General features: G+C 73.7%; 15 protein-coding genes. 9 read left to right on the top strand and 6 right to left on the bottom strand.

Annotation, left to right across the window (positions count from 1 at the left end):
- Nucleotides 1-66 precede the first annotated feature (66 nt).
- Together O2W53_RS00500 and O2W53_RS00495 are read left to right on the top strand one after the other, a co-directional pair.
- The gene (locus tag O2W53_RS00500; protein ID WP_269161084.1) at nt 67-1,269 is read left to right on the top strand and encodes an AAA family ATPase; all 1,203 of its coding nucleotides are present in this window, start codon (nt 67-69) and stop codon (nt 1,267-1,269) included.
- A 743-nt stretch (nt 1,270-2,012) separates the two neighbouring features.
- Entirely contained in the window at nt 2,013-2,348 is a 336-nt protein-coding gene (locus O2W53_RS00495) for a GroES family chaperonin (protein WP_269161083.1), read from the top strand.
- Here O2W53_RS00495 and O2W53_RS00490 read toward each other — a convergent pair.
- The 4 genes from O2W53_RS00490 to pheA all read right to left on the bottom strand — a co-directional run bounded on the left by O2W53_RS00490 (nt 2,339) and on the right by pheA (nt 5,830).
- Nucleotides 2,339-2,869 (bottom strand): MerR family transcriptional regulator, encoded by a 531-nt coding sequence (locus O2W53_RS00490; RefSeq protein WP_269161082.1) that lies wholly within the window; start codon nt 2,867-2,869, stop codon nt 2,339-2,341. The genes O2W53_RS00495 and O2W53_RS00490 overlap by 10 nt on opposite strands.
- Before the next feature lie 26 nt (nt 2,870-2,895).
- Entirely contained in the window at nt 2,896-3,714 is an 819-nt protein-coding gene (locus O2W53_RS00485) for an SDR family NAD(P)-dependent oxidoreductase (RefSeq protein ID WP_269161081.1), read from the bottom strand.
- A complete protein-coding gene (locus O2W53_RS00480; protein WP_269161080.1) occupies nt 3,711-4,739 on the bottom strand; it encodes an NAD(P)-dependent alcohol dehydrogenase in 1,029 nt (342 codons plus the stop codon). Before O2W53_RS00480 ends, O2W53_RS00485 begins: the two co-directional genes overlap by 4 nt.
- 137 nt (nt 4,740-4,876) lie before the next feature.
- A complete protein-coding gene (gene pheA, locus O2W53_RS00475) occupies nt 4,877-5,830 on the bottom strand; it encodes a prephenate dehydratase (RefSeq protein WP_269161079.1) in 954 nt (317 codons plus the stop codon).
- A gap of 125 nt (nt 5,831-5,955) precedes the next feature.
- On the opposite strand from pheA, the gene O2W53_RS00470 reads away from it, so the two are divergent.
- From O2W53_RS00470 to O2W53_RS00455, 4 genes are all read left to right on the top strand, one after another.
- Nucleotides 5,956-7,725: a GGDEF domain-containing protein gene (locus tag O2W53_RS00470; RefSeq protein ID WP_269161078.1), complete on the top strand. Its 1,770-nt coding sequence runs from the start codon at nt 5,956-5,958 to the stop codon at nt 7,723-7,725.
- 101 nt (nt 7,726-7,826) lie between these two features.
- Entirely contained in the window at nt 7,827-10,658 is a 2,832-nt protein-coding gene (locus O2W53_RS00465; RefSeq protein WP_269161077.1) for a diguanylate cyclase domain-containing protein, read from the top strand.
- A gap of 93 nt (nt 10,659-10,751) precedes the next feature.
- A complete protein-coding gene (larC, locus tag O2W53_RS00460) occupies nt 10,752-11,954 on the top strand; it encodes a nickel pincer cofactor biosynthesis protein LarC (protein WP_269161076.1) in 1,203 nt (400 codons plus the stop codon).
- Between the two features lie 166 nt (nt 11,955-12,120).
- A complete protein-coding gene (locus O2W53_RS00455; protein ID WP_269161075.1) occupies nt 12,121-12,720 on the top strand; it encodes a TMEM165/GDT1 family protein in 600 nt (199 codons plus the stop codon).
- Between the two features lie 9 nt (nt 12,721-12,729).
- On the opposite strand, the gene O2W53_RS00450 is transcribed toward O2W53_RS00455, so the two are convergent.
- On the bottom strand, nt 12,730-12,951 hold the full coding sequence (locus tag O2W53_RS00450) for a hypothetical protein (RefSeq protein ID WP_269161074.1): 222 nt from the start codon (nt 12,949-12,951) through the stop codon (nt 12,730-12,732).
- A 155-nt stretch (nt 12,952-13,106) separates the two neighbouring features.
- On the opposite strand from O2W53_RS00450, the gene O2W53_RS00445 reads away from it, so the two are divergent.
- Nucleotides 13,107-13,694: a GGDEF domain-containing protein gene (locus O2W53_RS00445; protein WP_269161073.1), complete on the top strand. Its 588-nt coding sequence runs from the start codon at nt 13,107-13,109 to the stop codon at nt 13,692-13,694.
- Nucleotides 13,695-13,706: 12 nt separating this feature from the next.
- On the opposite strand, the gene O2W53_RS00440 is transcribed toward O2W53_RS00445, so the two are convergent.
- Entirely contained in the window at nt 13,707-14,606 is a 900-nt protein-coding gene (locus tag O2W53_RS00440) for a haloalkane dehalogenase (protein ID WP_269161072.1), read from the bottom strand.
- Between the two features lie 132 nt (nt 14,607-14,738).
- On the opposite strand from O2W53_RS00440, the gene O2W53_RS00435 reads away from it, so the two are divergent.
- Nucleotides 14,739-15,497, top strand: a complete 759-nt coding sequence (locus O2W53_RS00435; RefSeq protein WP_269161071.1) for a MerR family transcriptional regulator — start codon at nt 14,739-14,741, stop codon at nt 15,495-15,497.
- Nucleotides 15,498-15,615: 118 nt separating this feature from the next.
- Nucleotides 15,616-16,707 carry an FUSC family protein gene (locus O2W53_RS00430; RefSeq protein WP_269161070.1) on the top strand — a complete coding sequence of 364 codons (1,092 nt, stop codon included), beginning with the start codon at nt 15,616-15,618 and terminating at the stop codon, nt 16,705-16,707.
- Nucleotides 16,708-16,745 lie beyond the last annotated feature (38 nt).

Genomic DNA, 16,745 nt, shown 5'->3' with positions numbered 1-16,745 from the left:
GGCGACTGCAAGAAGCGGGTGGTCTGACCTAGTCTTCACAGTGTTTGCGAGACCTGAGGAGAGCGCGTGCACCCATCGGACTACGACCACGCCCGCGTAACGAAACTTTGGGCGTACAACTATCGCAGCCTGGACGAGGATGTCGAAGTTGAGTTCGGCCCGGTGACTGCGCTGGTCGGACCGAATGGCTCCGGCAAGAGCAATCTGCTGGACGCCTTGCGCTTCGTGCGAGATGCACTGATCGGCGGACTCGAGATTGCGGTCGCTCAAAGGTTAGGCATTGATCGCCTGCGGCGCGCCGCAGCAACACGTCCGCGCGGTATGTCCGTCGCCGTTCTCGTCGAGCATCGAGACTGGAAAGCGATATACGATTTCTCACTGGGCGCAGCTGCGGGCGGGCACTACCGAGTGAACTACGAGCGGGTTACATGGTGGGATTCGAGTGATTCCACCGAGGATCTACTGCTCGTCCGCAATGGAAAGTTGATCAATATACCCGACGGGTTGGCACCGACCGTTGTGGACGACGAACTCACCCTTCCGAGCGTGGCAGCGCATCCCCGCTTTCGCCCACTCGTCGAAGCACTCCGGTCGATGCGCATCTACAGCATTTACCCGCGAGAGCTTTCCGCGCCACAGCCAGTAGGTAAGACCCCACCTCTCGACGATCAAGGCTCAAATTGGGCAGCGGTATTGAGGTCCCTCAGTGCCCAGAAGACGAGTGAACTGGTTGCAGCGGTTGGAAAGGTCCTGCCCGACGTCGTTGGACTAGGCGTGACCACCGCCGGCGGCTACCACACCGTCTACTTCTCTCACCGCTTGCCGACCGGACAGGTGCGCCACTTTGATGCGAGTCAAGAGAGTGACGGCACTCTGCGCATCGCCGCCTTGCTGACCGCCTTGCTTCAAGACGAGCCACCTGCACTTATAGGTATCGAAGAACCCGAGTTGACTGTTAACCCTGGCCTCTTGCCGCTCCTACTGGACTTCATCAGGGAGGCATCCGAGCGCAGTCCAGTGGTGATCACAAGCCATAGTCCCGATCTGCTGGATCTCGTGACCGCAGAAGAAGTGAGAGTCGTTGAGCGGACCGGCGGGATCACGACCGCTGGGCCAATAGAGGTAAAGCAGCGCGAAGTAGTAAAAGCATCCTTAATGGGCCCCGGTGGCCTCATGCGAACTGGTGGCTTGACGCGGGAGGGTGGGATGCGCAACTTGATCGACGAGGTTGAGGACAGCGTCACAGCGATTGGGCGACCAAGAAAGTGAGCACCGACCTCCTCATTACCGGCGAGGGTCACGGAGAAGTTGAGTCATGCGGCAGACTTGTAGCTCGAACCTTAAAAGCGCAGGGTTACATCGGTTCCGTGTTCCATCACGTCGCCCCACCCCGACGATTCAAGATCGATGCACCAGGACAACTTGAGAATGCATGCGAATTTGCTCGCATTCAGCGCCCCGGTGCCCTCCTCCTGACGAGCGATTGGGAGGACGGTTGCCCTGCCACGGACGCTCCGAAACTTGCTGCTCGGGTGCGTCAGTTGGGGTTGCCATTCCCGACAGCAGTCGTACTCTTCTACCGAGAGTATGAAACGCTTGCACTCTCAATAGCCGATAAACTTGCCGGGAAGACGCTTCAGATGGGCAACGGAAACAGCATCCTGCTAGCCGACTCGCCGAAAGTACCGGACGACCCAGAAAAGCCCAGGGGCGCAAAGGCGTGGATTGAGGCCAACTTGTTCGGGGGTCTCTCGTATAAGCCGACGACACATCAATTGCCGCTTACAAGTTTAATGGAGCCAGCTGATCTACGAGCAGCTGACCTGTCATCATTCCGTAGGCTCGAACACGGACTCGATCACCTCGCGCAGTGCGTCCTAAACGGCACTACGGACGTGTACCCCCCTCCGCCATCGTCAACTACGGGGCAGCGATGAGCCCAACAATGAGTCCTAGCTGTCGCCGACGAGGCCATGTCCAGCGAGCGGACTGCGCGCGTAGCGTTTCTCGCCGTGCCTGACGCCGAAGCCACCACGAGTGGGTTGCCGATCAAGATGCTGCACGACCGGCTGCTGGTCTCCCTCCGCAAGGAGGACGGCGACCGCCGGTCCAGCGGCGGCATCCTCATCCCGGCCACGGCCCAGGTCGCCAAGCGGCTGGTCTGGGGCGAGGCGAAGGGCATCGGCCCGAACGTGCGGCAGATCAAGGTCGGCGACCGGGTGCTGTTCTCCCCCGAGGACCAGCACGAGGTCGAGGTGCACGGCGAGGACCTGGTCATCCTGCGCGAGCGCGACGTGCACGCCGTCGCCGCCGAGCGGATCGAGGAGTCGACCGGCCTCTACCTCTGAGGGAGGACGGCCTCGCTCCGCACCCCTCGCTCGCTCGGGGCGGGTCCCTGCGACGGGGCCTCGGGCAGCGTCCCAGCCAGCAGCTCGTCGCTCCGCAGCTGGTCGACCAGGTCCTCGGACAGCTCGTCCTCGCAGTCCAGGCCGCGGGCGATCAGGGCGCGGTAGGTCTCGATCTTGGCCTGGACGACCGCCAGGTCGTCCCGCAGCTCGGCCAGCCGCTCCTCGATCGCCGCGCACTGCCGCTCCAGCAGCGCCATCCGCTCCGGGTGGTGGGCCAGCTCGCCGCCGCCGAGCTCGATGAACCGCCGCACCTCGGCCACCGGCATCCCGGTGCGCCGCAGCGCCTGGACGAGCCGGATGAACCGCAGGGCGCCCGGCGGATAGCGCCGTCGTCCGTCGGCGGTGCGCTCCACGAGCGGGAGCAGCCCCTCGCGCTCGTACCAGCGCAGCGTGTCGATGCTCAGCCCGGTCTCCTCGGAGACCTGCCGGATGCCCAGCGCCGGAGCTGTTCCCACGTCCATGACGTCGAGGTTAGGAGCCAGCACCCTCACCTGTCCGCCGTCTGGACGGCGCCCCGCTGGACGACGCCGGCCATGGCGAGCACCGTCCGCCGCCGGGACAGCAGCCGGATCCCGGTGGCCGCCAACGAGTTGAGCCGGCCGACCGCCACGCTGGGCGGCGGGTTGCGCCGGTCGAGCGCCCGCAGAGCGGTGTCGACCACCTGGCCCGGGGCCTGCCGTCCCCGCCCACCGTCGGCCGCGTCGTCGCCCACGACGTCGAAGAACTCCGTGTCGGTGGCGCCGGGCGACAGCGCCAGCACGCGCAGCCCGCTGGCCAGCGACTCCTGCCACAGCGCCTCGGTGAAGCTGAGCACGAACGCCTTGCTCGCCGCGTAGACCGCCATCTCCGGGCTCGGGGCGTAGGCGGCCATGCTCGCCACGTTGACCAGCACGCCGCTGCCCGCCGCCCGGAGGCGGTCGATGAACGCGCGGCTCACGTCCACCAGCGCGGTCACGTCGACGGCGATCATCTCGGCCAGCCGGTCGGCGTCCTCCTGGACGAAGGGGCCGTACGTGCCGAAGCCTGCGCAGTTGACCACGCTGGTGACCGGCAGCCCGCGGCGGTCGACCTCCGCCGCGAGCGCCCGCCCGGCCGCCGGCCGGGCCAGGTCGAGCGGGACGGCGCTCACCGTCACCCCGTGGGCCGCGGTCAGCTCGGCGGCCAGGCTCTCCAGCCGGTCGGCGCGACGAGCCATCAGCACCAGGTCCGAGCCCCGCGCCGCGAGCCCGCGGGCGAACTCGGCGCCGATGCCCGCGCTGGCGCCGGTGATCAGCGTCGTCTGCCCGCGCCAGTCCACCCCGCTCATGAGGCCACCGCCAGCACGAAGCGGTACCGGACGTCGCCCCGGGCCAGCCGCGTGAACGCCGTGTTCACCTCGTCGAACGGCAGCACCTCGACGTCGGCGGTGAGCCCGTGCTCGCCGCAGAAGTCGAGCATCGCCTGGGTCTCGGCGGTGCCGCCGGAGCCGGAGACGGAGAGGCTGCGGCCGAGCAGGCTCATCGGCGAGACCGTGTAGCTCTCCGGCAGGCCGAGGACGCACAGCGTGCCGTCGAGGCGGAGGGCGCCGAGGTAGGGGCCGAGGTCGTGGGCGCCGGCGGCGGTGTCCAGCACGAAGTCCAGCCGCCCGGCGACCGCGGCCATCGCCGCGGCGTCGGTGGACAGGACGACGTCGTGCGCGCCGAGGGCCCGGGCGTCGTCCGCCTTGGCCGCCGAGGTGGTGAACACGGTGACCCGGGCGCCGAGCGCGACGGCGAACTTGACCGCCAGGTGGCCCAGCCCGCCGAGGCCGACGACGCCGACCTGCGTGCCCGGCCCGACGCCGGCGCGGCTGAGCGGCGACCAGGTGGTGACCCCGGCGCACATCAGCGGCGCGACCGCGGCCGGGTCGAGCCCGGCGGGAAGCGCGTAGACGAAGGCGTCGCGGACGACGTACTCGGTGGAGTACGCGCCCTGGGTGGGAGTGCCGTCACGCAGGTCCCGGCCGCCGTAGGTGGTGGCGGGGAACTGCCGGCAGTAGGGCTCCCGGTGGGCCAGGCAGTTGTCGCACTTCCCACAGGAGTCGACGATGTTGCCCACGGCGACCGCGTCGCCGACCCGGAAGCGGGTGACCTCCGCCCCGACCGCGGTCACCTCGCCGGTGAACTCGTGGCCGGGCACCAGCGGCGGGTCGCCGGCCGACAGCGCCTCGACCGCGTGCAGGTCGCTGTGGCAGACGCCGACGTGGGTGACCCGGACGGCGACGTCGTCGGGCCGCAGGTCGCGGCGGGTGAACTCGATCGGCCGCAGCGGCTCGTGCGGGCCGGAGGCGGCGAACCCGGTGACTGCTCTCATGCCGGGGACGCTAGGAGCTGGAGTGCACTCCAGCGCAAGGCCAGCCCCACCGGTGTGACGGAACGGTTCGGCACCATGGTGGGCATCTGGTACCGGGAGGAGCACACTGTGTGATCATGCGCAGTGCTGCGGGACGGTCAGACCGCCGTCCCGGCGCGCACCCGGGCCACCCACTCCTCCGCTGCGGCGAAGGCCTGGTCGCCCACCCGTTCCTCCACCGGCTTGCCCGGCTGCTCGTCGGCCCGGGCGTAGGAGCCGAGGAAGCGCACCTCCGCACAGCGCCGGTGCAGCGCGGCCAGCGCGTCGCTCACCCGGCGGTCGGACACGTGCCCCTCGACGTCGATGGAGAACGAGTACACGCCGAGCCGCTCGCGGGTGGGCCGGGACTCGATGCGGGCGAGGCTGATGCCCCGCACCGCGAACTCGGCCAGCAGGTCCAGCAGCGCACCGGTGCGGTCGTGCACCACGGCGGTGATCGTCGTCTTGTCCGCCCCGGTCGGGGCCGGCAGACCGCCGGGCGGCTCCACCAGCACGAAGCGGGTCACCGCGCCCGGGTGGTCGGCCAGGTCGGTGACGAGGGCGTCGAGGCCGTAGCGGTCGGCGGCGATCGCCGCGCAGACCGCGGCGTCGAACTCCCCCTCGGCGACCCGGCGGGCGGCGTCGGCCGTGGAGGCGGCCGGGACGACGTCGGCCCCCGGCAGGAACTCGACGATCCGGCCGCGGCACTGGGCCAGCGCGTGCGGGTGGCTGGCCACGGTGCGCACGTCGGCGGCGTCGCTCCCCGGCCGGACGGCGAGCACGAAGGCCACCTCGAGGAAGACCTCGCGGGTGATGACCAGCGGGTCGCCGGTGACCAGCCCGTCCATCGTGGCCGGCACGGAGCCCTCGACGGAGTTCTCCAGCGGCACCAGGGCGGCGGTGCACTCCCCGTTCCGCACGGCCGTCAGTGCGGCCGCCACGCTGGCCTCCGGTCGGGTGCCGACCACTCCCAGCGCCCCGGTGACCGTGCCGAGCGCGGCCTCGGCGAAGGTACCCTCGGGTCCCAGATAGGCGAACTCCGTCGGGGCTGTGCTGCGTGGTGCAGTCGGCATCCGGCGAGGGTAGTGCGGCCGTACCGGACCCCGACTCCCGTCGGGTCCCCGGTACGGGGGGAGCTGCTTCGTCACCGGCCGGACACGCGCATCTCGCGTGCCCCGACAGCTGAGTGGAGGGACGCGTGAACCCAGGGCTCCCCGCCGACGAGCGGCTGCAGACCGCCCGCTGGCGGCTGCTGACCGCCAGCGCCGCCGAGGACGCCCGGGTGTTCGCCGACGAGTTCGCCCGGGCCGCGGACGACCTGGCCACCACCGGCGACCCCTGCTGGGACGCGTGGTCGGCCGCCTTCACCGCCCGCGCAGCGCTCTTCGACGCCGACCTGGACGGCGCGGCGGACGCCGTCGGCGCGGCCCGGGCCGCGCTCGCGGAGTGCCTCCCGTCCGCCGAGCACGCCCTGACGCTGGCCTACCTGGCACACCTGGAGGTGGCCGCCGACCGGTTCGACGCGGCGATGCACCTGGCCGTGGACGCCAGCCTGCTCGCCGACCAGCTGGCCGGGGAAGAGCCCAGCCGGCCCCTGCACCAGGCCCACCACTGGCTGTCCCTGGCGCTGACCCGGCTGGACCTCGAGGAGCTCGCCGTGGCCCAGTCGCTGCGGGGCGCCCGGGTCGCCGCGGCCCTCCCCGACCTCGGTGACCAGTGGCAGCTGCTCCGGCTGTGCGCCCAGCAGCACGCCGAGCTGGCCCAGACGGTCCACCGGCGCGGCCAGCTCGACCGCTCCCAGCAGCTGGCCCAGGCCGCGCTGGAGTGCGCGACCACCGCCCGCGCGCTGCCCTGGGACCCGAGCGACACCGACGCCGACCTGCTCGACGTCGTCCAGGCCTGGGCCCTGACCCTGGCCGGCCGGCTCGACGACGCGCTCCCACCGCTGCGCCGGGTGCGCCGGCACCTGTCGGCCGGGGAGGGCGGGCTGTGGCTGGCCGGGTACACCGACCTCGTGCTGGGCAGGCTGCTGACCCGGCTGTGCGCCCTGGAGCCCGGCGCGCACGGCGAGGAGGCCATCGACCTGCTGGTCACCGCCTCCGGGGCCTTCGCCGCGGTGAACGACCGCCGGCGGTACCGCCAGTGCCTGCTGGAACTGGGGCAGGCCACCGCGGCGCTGGGCTCCACCGCCGAGGCGCTGCACTGGCTGGAGGCCTACCGGGCAGAGACCAGCCGGGCGCACCGGCGCGGGCGCGAGCTCTGGGCGGAGATGTTCGTGCGCCGCAGCCGGTTGCGCGAGGCCGAGCGGCAGAACGCCGTACTGCGCCGGCACGCCCTCGAGGACGCCCTGACCGGCCTGGGCAACCGGCGCAGCGCCGAGCGGCGGCTGACCGCCCTGCGGCTGGACGGCGAGCCGGTGTCGCTGGCCGTCGTGGACGTCGACGGCTTCAAGTCCGTCAACGACCAGAACTCGCACCTGCACGGCGACGCGGTGCTGCGCCGGGTCGCCGAGCTGCTCCGCCAGCACAGCCGCACCGGCGACGAGGTCTTCCGCTGGGCCGGCGACGAGTTCGTGGTCGTGCTGCCGAACACCACCGAGGCGCAGGCCGTGGTCGCGACGGAACGGCTGCGCAGCGCCGTCGCCTGCGCCGAGTGGGCCCACCTGCAGATGCCCGCCCCGGTGACCGTCAGCATCGGCGTCGCCACCACGGGGCCGGCCGGCGCGCCGGGGCCGAGGTCCTGGCGGGAGCTGTTCGACCGGGCCGACCTGAACCTGTTCGGCGCCAAGCGCGGCGGCCGCAACCGGGTGCGGGCCTCCGGCGGGGGGCAGCACGCGCCCGCGCCCGCCGCACGGCCCGGCGGGCTGCCGGCCGACGCCTCGGTCGACGACCTGGTGGCCGAGGTCCTCGGCACGACCCCCCGGCGACCGGGCTGGGCCTTCGACGACGGCACCGAGGTCGCCTCGTGAGGCTGCGCCGCATCCGTGGTCCAGAGGGGCCGATGGGGCAGGAGGGGCCGGCCGACGCGCCGGTGCGTGACACGCCGCCGACGCCGGGGCACAGTGCCCTGGTGCCACCCGGTCTCCTGCACCAGCAGGTGAGCTCAGCTCTGGCGAACTGGCAGCTCGACACGGCCGAGACGCTGCTGGGCGAGATCGACGGCGAGCTGCCCCCCGCCCCGGCCGACGACCGCCCGGCGCCGCCGCTCGCCTCGCTGGCCCGCGCCTGGGCCGACACGCTCCGGGCCGAGCTCCTGGTCCGACGCCTGCGCCGGGCCGGCTACTCCCTGCTGGGCGACCCCCTGGTCGAGGGCGGCCCCGAGCAGGAGGGCCCGCTGGACCTGCACGGCCCGGTCGGCGCCCCGGGCGAGGCCGTGGACCGCGACAGCCGGTCGGAGTCGGCCATGCACGCGGCCCTGGCCATCTCCCTGGTCCGCTCGGCACGCGCGGCCTTCGACGCCCAGGACGACGACCTGCAGCGCGCCGCCGGCCTGGCCCGGCACGCCCGGATCGAGCTGCTGTCCCGCCGGGTCGACGCGGCGATGGACGAGGCGGTCGAGGCAGCCAGCCTGCTGGACCCGGCCCTGCCGCCGAGCCCGCTGCTGGTGCACACGCTGAGCTCCCTGGCCGCCGTGCTGGCCGACCTGGAGCTGATGCCGCTGGCCCTGGACTACCAGCGCCGGGCCGCCGACGTCACCGCCGAGGCGATCGGCGCGGCCGGCACCGACTCCGAGGCGGGCCCCGTCGACGCGCTCGCCGGGGAGGCCGCGACCCGGCTGGCCGCGCTGTGCGCCGAGGTCGGTGAGGGCCTGCTCGACGACGGCGGCGCCGACGCCGCGGCACCGCACTTCGCCGAGGCCCGCGACCTCGCCGTCCGGGCGCTGGGCCAGCTGCCCCCCGGCCTCCCCGGGATGCTGGACGCGCAGGTGGTGCACGGCTGGGCGTTGGTCGGCCTGGGCGAGCACGCCGCCGCCCGGTCCCTGCTGACCAGCGTCGTCAGTGCGGCGGCGAGCGTGGAGGACCGCGCTCTCCTGGCCTCTGCCGAGCTGGGCCTGGGCCGCGCGCTGCGCCGCTCGGGCGACCCCCGGGCCGCCGACGACCACCTGGCCACCGCACTGGCCAACGCGACCGAGCACGGGCTGCCGCGGTTGCGCCGGGCCGCGCTGCGCGAGCTGTGCACGCTGCACGCCGAGCTGGACGACGCCGCCCGGGCCCTGCCCTACCTGCAGGCCTACCTCGCCGACGAGCTGGACCGGGTCGACGAGCGGCGCACCCGCTGGGTCGAGCTGTTCGGCCGGCGCAAGAGCCTGCTGGAGACCGAGCGGGCCGCCGGTCAGCTGCGCCGCCAGGCCTACGAGGACCCGCTCACCCACCTGCCCAACCGCCGGTACGCGGAGGCCCGGCTCGACGGGCTGCTGTCGACCGGGGCGGTGCCCGCACTGGCCGTGGTCGACATCGACCGGTTCAAGGCGATCAACGACGCCGCCGGGCACCCGACCGGCGACGCCGTGCTGCGCGCGGTCGGCCAGCTGCTGGTCGACGGCTGCCGGGACACCGACGAGGTGTGCCGCTGGGCCGGCGACGAGTTCGTCATCCTGCTGCCGGACACGACGTCCGAGCAGGCCGAGCGGGCCATGGAGCGCATCCGCCGGTCGATCGCCGCGCACGACTGGTCGGCCCTCGGGGTGGAGGTGCCGGTGCGGATCAGCGTCGGCATCGCGCAGGCGGCCCGCGGCGACGACCGGCGCACGCTGTTCGCCGCGGCCGACGGGGTGCTCTACGACGCCAAGCGGGCCGGGCGGGACCGGGTCGTCCGGCTGTCCGGGGTCACCCAGACCCGGGCTGCCGACGCGGCCCCGACGACCATCGACGGTCAGGTCGCCGAGGCACCGCCGGCGATCGACCCGTCCCCGGCAGCGGACGACGCGGGCCCGGTCGAGGCCACCGAGCACGTCCCGGCGTCGCCTCCCGTCCGCGACGTCACCGCCTCCCCGCTGCCCGAGGAGCAGGACGAGCAGCCGGAGGACGCCACCGGCGGCTTCGCCCCCCTGCTGATCGAGCCGGCCGCGGAGGAGCTCGCCGTCCACGAGCCCGCCGTCGAGGGGGCCGACGTCGAGCCGTCGGCCGCCGAGCCGCCGGCCCGGACGGGCAGCCCGCTGGACGAGCTCGTCGGGGGTCCGTCGGCCGGGCGACGGCTGGAGTCCGCCGAGCCCACGGCACCGGTGGTCGGCCCGTCGCCGTCCTCCGCTCCGATGATCGACGTGCCGGCCCTGACGACGGGCCCGGACGTCATCTGGGGCACCGGACGGAGCACCGAGCAGGTGCTCGCCCTGGTGCGCGAGGCCCGCCGCGATCACCCCCAGCACCCGGCGGTGGTGGTGCGGGCCAGCGCCGACACCCTGGTCGCGCTGGCCACCGAGCACGACGCGTACACGACGATGGACGCCGCGGCGATGTCCGCCGCCGTCGGCCCGGTGCCCGAGCCGGTCGGCCGGGTGGGCGTGCTCTGCGCCAGCAGCGGCGACACCCCGATCGCCGCCGAAGCGGCCTTCGTGGCCCGGGTCACCGGCACCGAGGTGGTCCGGGTCGACGACGTCGGCGGCAACCGGATCCGCCCGCTGCTCACCGACCGGTCGCTGCTCACCGACGTCGACTGCCTCGTCGTCGTCGCCGGTCTGGACGCCGCGCTGGCCAGCGTGGTCAGCGGGCTGACCGAGGTGCCGGTGGTCGCCGTCCCGACGTCGGCCGGCCAGGGCGCCAGCTCCTTCGGCGGGTTCAGCGCGCTGCTCACCATGCTCAACTCCGCCGCGCCCGGCGTCGTGGTCAGCAACATCGACAACGGCTGGTCCGCCGGCGTCTTCGCCGCCCGCATCGCCCGCCGGACCGCGTCCCTGCCGAGTTGACCATCGGCGGTCCGGTCCGGTCCGGTCCGGTCCGGCCCGGCGTGTCGGGCGGTCGCCTGCCGATGACCGTCCCGGTCAGGACATGATCGCCCCGTGACCATCGGGTGGTTGGACCTCTCGGCGGGGGCGTCCGGGGACATGCTGCTCGGCGCGCTGGTCGACGCCGGGGTGCCGCTGGACGTGCTGGCCGGTGCGGTCGCCGCGCTGCCGGTCGAGCCGGTCACCCTCACCGCCGAGCCGACCACCCGACACGGGCTGGGCGCCACCCGGGTGCACGTCCAAGCCCCGGCCAGCGACGTCCACCGCACCTGGGTCGACGTCCGGACGATCCTGGCCGACGCCGCGCTCGCCCCGGCCGTGCGGGACGGCGCCCTGGCCGTCTTCGAGCGGCTCGCGGTGGCCGAGGGCCGGGTGCACCGGGTGCCCGCCGACGAGGTGCACTTCCACGAGGTCGGGGCCCTGGACGCGCTGGCCGACGTCGTCGGGGTGGTCGCCGGGTTCGCCCACCTGGCGCTGGAGCGGCTCACCGCCTCCCCCGTCGCGCTGGGCAGCGGCTCGGCCCGCGGGGCGCACGGCGTCGTCCCGGTGCCCGGCCCCGCCGTCCTGGAGCTGCTGCGCGGTGTGCCCGTGGTCGCCGGCCCGGTGCCGGCGGAGACGTGCACCCCGACCGGTGCCGCGCTGCTCGCCGCGCACGTGCGGGAGTGGACGACGCTGCCGCCGATGCGGGTGGATCGGGTCGGGTCCGGTGCCGGTGGCCGCGACCCGGAGCAGCTGCCCAACCTCGTGCGCCTGGTGCTCGGCGAGCCGGTGGACGAGCCGGCCACCGGGCTGCTGCTGGAGACCAACGTCGACGACCTGGACCCCCGGCTGTGGCCCGGGGTGCTCACCGACCTGCTGGCCGCCGGGGCGTCGGACGCCTGGCTCACCCCGATCCTGATGAAGAAGGGCCGTCCGGCGCACACGCTGTCGGTGCTCTGCCGGCCGGCGGTGCGCGCGGCGGTGCAGGACGTCGTCGTGGCCGCGACCTCGACCATCGGGTTGCGCGTGCAGCCGGTGCAGAAGGTCGCGCTGCAGCGGGTCGAGGGCAGCGTGGCCGTGTTCGGCAGCCCGGTGGGCGTCAAGGTCGCGGACGTCGACGGCCGGGTGGTGAACGTCAGCGTCGAGTTCGAGGACGTGGCGGCGCTGGCCCGCTCGCTCGGGCTGCCGGCCAAGGAGGTGCTGCGGGCGGCGACCGCGGCGGCGCACCAGGCGTACCCGGGGGCGTCGGCTACGCTCCTGGACCCAGAAGGGGAGTAGCCCCCCGACTGCTGGTCGACATGCTGGCGCGTTCGCGCGCCCGGTCAGCAGGCCCGCGTCGTCGCGGGTGGGCGAGACCTTCCGCCCGCAGTCCACCCATCGGTGCGCTGCCGGACGGAGGCGCCCCGCATGCCCCGGCCGGTCGGCGCGAGCAGAGAGAGAACTCGTGGTCCTGTCCGTCGTCCTGGCCGCCTTCGTGCTGATCCTCCCCGTCGAACTGCCCGACAAGACGCTGTTCGCCACCCTGGTGCTGGCCACCCGGTTCCCGCCGCTGCCGGTGTTCGTCGGCGTGGGCCTGGCCTTCGGCCTGCAGGTGGCGATCGCGGTGACCGCTGGCAGCCTGCTCTCGCTGCTGCCCGAGGCGGTGGTCAGCGCCGTGGTCGCGGTGTTGTTCCTGACCGGCGCCGCGCTGCTGTGGCGGGAGTCCCGCAAGGGCGGCGACGAGGACGAGGCGACCGTCCAGGCCCGGGAGCAGACGTCGTTCGTGCGGGCGGCAGCGATCTCCTTCGGCGTGCTGTTCGCCGCCGAGTGGGGTGACCTCTCCCAGCTGGCCACCGCCGGGCTCGCCGCCCGCTACGAGGAGCCGCTCTCGGTGTTCGTCGGGGCCTGGGCAGCGCTGCTGGTGATCTCCGGGCTGGCCGCGTTCCTGGGCCGCAAGCTCGCCGACCGCCTCCCGGTGACGCTGCTGCACCGGGTCGCGGCCGGGCTCTTCCTGGTCTTCGCCGTCATCGCGGTGGTGGAGACCGTCCGCACCCTGACCGGCTGAGCGCCCCGGTCAGCCGCCGCCGCCACCCCCACCGCCGCCGAGCATCCAGCTGCTCTTGTTGACGGCACCGCGGGCGTCCGGGCCGGCGGGGTCGCCGGGACGCGCCGGGTCGTTGCCGTGCAGGCCGGCCGCGTCCCCGCGGCCAGAGGTGCGCCCCGCGCGGACCCCCAGCCCGACGAGCACGAGCAGCGCGAGCCCGATGACCACCAGCAGCAGCACCTCTCCTCCCATGGCGCCAGCGTAGGGCGGCCGGGCGGACCTGCCCGCCTGCCGGCGACCGCACCCGGAGGGGGCAGGCCGGCGACCGGGGCGCTCAAGCGCCGGCGACGTCCTGCCGACTCCCCCTCCACGGCCGGCATGCGGCCGGACGGGAGCAGGGAGAGGTCATGCAGACGATCAAGCTCGAGGAGTCGCAGGACGTGCTGGTGCAGACGGCGGCGGTCGTCGCCGCCCAGCGCCAGTTCGCGCAGCGGCTGCGGCAGCGGACCGTGGCCGACCCGCTCACCGGGCTGCCGGTGCGCAGCCTGCTCATCGACCGGCTGGAGCTCGCCCTGGCCGCCGCGGGCCCGGCCACCGGCCGGCTCGCCGTCCTCTCCTGCAACCTCGACGGCATCACCGTCCTGGAGGACACCCGCGGCTCCGCCGTCGCCGACGCCGCCCGCGCCGAGGCGGCCGGCCGGCTGGTCGGCGCCGTGCGGCAGGGGGACGTCGTCGCCCGGATCAGCGCCCAGACCTTCGTGCTGCTCTGCCCCGGCATCCAGGTCGCCGAGGACGCGCAGGGCATCGCCCTGCGGATCGCGGCCGCGTTCGACGAGCCGCTGCGGCCGCTGCCGGGCGTGGAGCACCGGGTGCGGCTCAGCGTCGGCGTCGCGCTCTCCGGCCGGGCCTCGACGCCGGAGTCGCTGGTGGCGTCGGCCAACGAGGCGATGACCTCCATCCGGCACGACCGCCAGGGCAGCGGCCGGCACGGCTGACCCGCCGGCCCCTCAGCGCAGCGTCGGGATCCACTCCGCCAGCGCGCGGCCGATCTCGTCGGGCGAGTCCTCGGGCACGAAGTGCCCACCCGGCACCGTGACCTCGGTCAACGCCGGCCACCGCCGGACCCTGTCGCGCTGTCGGCCGACCAGGATCGACCCCGGCTCGACGTTGACGAACAGCTTGGGCACCTCGCTGTGCGCCAGCCACTGGCCGTACCGGGCGACGACGTCGTGCACGCCCGGCGGCACGTGCTCGATCGGGAGCTGCCGCGGCCACTCCAGGGTGGGCCAGCGGTCGGCGCGCTCACCGAACGGCGCCCGGTACCGGTCGTGCGCCTCCGCCGAGAGCCCGCGCCGCACCTCGGCGGGGAGGATCTTCTCGACGAACACGTTCTGGTCGAGCACCTTGCGCTCGCCGTCGGCCCCGCGCATCGCCTGGAAGACCGGTTTGGCCGCGCGCGGCCAGTCCGCCCAGATCATCGGGGTGACGATCGCCTCCATGAAGGCGATGCCGCGCACGGCGTCGGGGTGCTGCGCGGCCCAGTCGAAGCCCAGCCCCGAGCCCCAGTCGTGCAGCACCAGGGTGACCCGCTCCGTGACGCCGACCGTGCTCAAGAACTCGGCGAGGAACTGCGCGTGCCGGTCGAAGGAGTAGCTGCCCGGACCGGGGTCGGCCAGCTTGCTCGACTCGCCCATGCCCACGAGGTCGGGGGCGAGGCAGCGGCCCAGGTGCCGCACGTGCGGGATGACGTTGCGCCACAGGTAGGACGACGTCGGGTTGCCATGCAGGAAGACGATCGGGTCGCCCTCCCCCACGTCGACGAAGGCCATCTCCTGGTCACCGACCTGCACCCGCGAGCGCGGGAACGGGTCGTCGGCGGGCACGGGCGTGCGGACGTCGTCGGCCATGCCCCCGGTGCTCCCCGGTCGGCCGCCGTCCCAACCACCCCCGACAGAAATGGCCATTTCTGTCGGGGGCTTGACCCTGACCCTGCGTCAGGCTGTTGCGTGGGCTCCGTCAACGAGAGGAGAGGAGGGGCGATGAGCTGGACGGTGGGTGAGCTGGCCCGGCTGGCCGGCGTCACGGTGCGCACGCTGCACCACTACGACCGGATCGGGCTGGTGCGGCCCAGCGAGCGCACGTCGGCGGGCTACCGCAGCTACGACGCGCACGACCTGGACCGGCTGCAGCAGGTGCTGCTCTACCGCGAGCTCGGGTTCCCCCTCGACGAGGTCGCGACCCTGCTGGACGACCCCGAGGCCGACCCCGCGGCGCACCTGCGCCGGCAGCACCGGCTGCTGCGGGAACGGCTCGAGCGCACTCAGGCGATGGTCGCGGCCGTGGAGAAGGAGATGGAGGCACGGCAGATGGGGATCTCCCTGACCCCGGAGGAACGGTTCGAGGTGTTCGGCGACTGGCTCCCGGAGGAGTACGCCGCCGAGGCCGAGGAGAGGTGGGGCGACTCGGACGCCTGGGCGCAGTCGCAGCGGCGCACCGCGGCGATGACCAAGGAGGACTGGCTGCGGGTCAAGGCCGAGGGCGACGACGTCGAGCGCCGCTTCGCCGCCGCGATGGCCGGCGGGGTGCCCGCCGACTCGACCGCGGCGCAGGACCTGGCCGAGGAACACCGGCAGCAGATCAGCCGCAACTTCTACGACTGCTCGCCGGAGGTGCACGCCGGGCTGGGCCGGATGTACGTCGAGGACGAGCGGTTCACCGCGTACTACGAGCGGATCGCCCCCGGCCTGGCGCAGTACGTGAGCACCGCCGTCCAGGCCAACGCCGCCCGCCAGAGCTGACCCGCCCGAGGGGCCAAAGTCGCGACTTTGGCCCCTCGGGCGAGGGACGGCCCCTCGGGCGAGCGACGTCACGTCCCCCCTGTGCCGTCGTCGGGGCGGCGGGCCGCATCCTGGTCGGGTGGGTTGGGTGATCGGGCGACTACAGCAGCCCTGGGTGCAGCGGATGGTCCGGGCGGCGCTGGCGGCCGGGCTGTCCTGGCAGGTGGCGTTGCTGCTGCCGCCGATGCTGTCGGACTACGCCTACTACGCGCCGCTGGGTGCGGTCATCGCGGTCAGCCCGACGATCGCCGACTCCGCCTCGGCGGCATGGCGCAGCATCGCCGCCATCCTGGTGGGGTTCGCCCTGGCCGTCGTCGTCTACGAGGTCACCCGGGCGGTGCCGAACGCGCTGACCATCGCGCTGATCGTCGCCCTGGCGATCGTGGTCGAGCAGTGGCGGTCGCTGTTCCGCGAGCAGGCCAGCTGGGTCAGCTTCGCCGCCGTCCTCATGCTGACGGTCGGGACGTCGGACCCGGCCGAGTACGCCGTCCGCTACGCCGGGCTCACCCTGCTGGGCGCCGCGATCGGCGTGCTGGTGACGACGGCGCTGTTCCCACCGCTGCAGCTGACCACCGCCGTCGAACGGATCGCCCGCACCCGGGAGACCCTGGCCGCCCACCTGGAGTCGATGGCCGCCGCGCTGCGCAGTGGGCAGCTCCCGGCGCCGCACGAGTGGGAGGACCGGGGCGAGGCGCTGGACGTCGCCCTCGAGCAGATGCGCCGGGCGGAGACGCAGGTCGAGCGGGCCCGGCGGGCCAACCCGCGCGCCCACCGCTGGCAGGGCACGGCCGGCAGCATCCGGGACCAGTCGCGCGCCCTCGACCGCGTGGCCGTGCTGGTCGACGACCTCACCACGCTGGTCGTGGAGTTCCAGCCGCACCGGCGTGGGCTGGACCGGGTGGACGACGGCACCGGCTGGGTCCTCGCCGATGCGCTGGACGGCCTGGCCGGCGTGGTGCGGCTGCCCTTCCACGACGCCGCGGACCAGCCCGACGACCGGGACGCCGCGATCGCCACCGCGGTGGCCGCGTCGAACCGGCTGACCACGCTGCTGCGCACCTCCGAGATCGCCGACGACGAGGGCTTCTTCGCCCTCGGGGCGGTCACCGTCGGGATGCACCGGTCGCTGCAGACGCTGGAGGCGCACGTCCGCTTCCCCGCCCCCGCCTGACGCCGGCCCGACCGGGCGGTGCTGGTTGCACGTGGAAC

It is taken from the genome of Modestobacter sp. VKM Ac-2978, from assembly GCF_026968025.1.
Taxonomy (GTDB): domain Bacteria; phylum Actinomycetota; class Actinomycetes; order Mycobacteriales; family Geodermatophilaceae; genus Modestobacter.
This window is presented reverse-complemented; position numbering and strand designations above follow the sequence as displayed.

What these genes read in the sequence shown, in the direction of transcription:
- O2W53_RS00490 (WP_269161082.1), bottom strand. Translation starts at nt 2,869, where the DNA reads ATGGACGTGGGAACAGCTCCGGCGCTGGGCATCCGGCAGGTCTCCGAG.
- O2W53_RS00450 (WP_269161074.1), bottom strand. Translation starts at nt 12,951, where the DNA reads ATGGGAGGAGAGGTGCTGCTGCTGGTGGTCATCGGGCTCGCGCTGCTC.
- O2W53_RS00440 (WP_269161072.1), bottom strand. Translation starts at nt 14,606, where the DNA reads ATGGCCGACGACGTCCGCACGCCCGTGCCCGCCGACGACCCGTTCCCG.
- O2W53_RS00485 (WP_269161081.1), bottom strand. Translation starts at nt 3,714, where the DNA reads ATGAGCGGGGTGGACTGGCGCGGGCAGACGACGCTGATCACCGGCGCC.
- pheA (WP_269161079.1), bottom strand. Translation starts at nt 5,830, where the DNA reads ATGCCGACTGCACCACGCAGCACAGCCCCGACGGAGTTCGCCTATCTG.
- O2W53_RS00445 (WP_269161073.1), top strand. Translation starts at nt 13,107, where the DNA reads ATGCAGACGATCAAGCTCGAGGAGTCGCAGGACGTGCTGGTGCAGACG.
- O2W53_RS00480 (WP_269161080.1), bottom strand. Translation starts at nt 4,739, where the DNA reads ATGAGAGCAGTCACCGGGTTCGCCGCCTCCGGCCCGCACGAGCCGCTG.
- O2W53_RS00435 (WP_269161071.1), top strand. Translation starts at nt 14,739, where the DNA reads ATGAGCTGGACGGTGGGTGAGCTGGCCCGGCTGGCCGGCGTCACGGTG.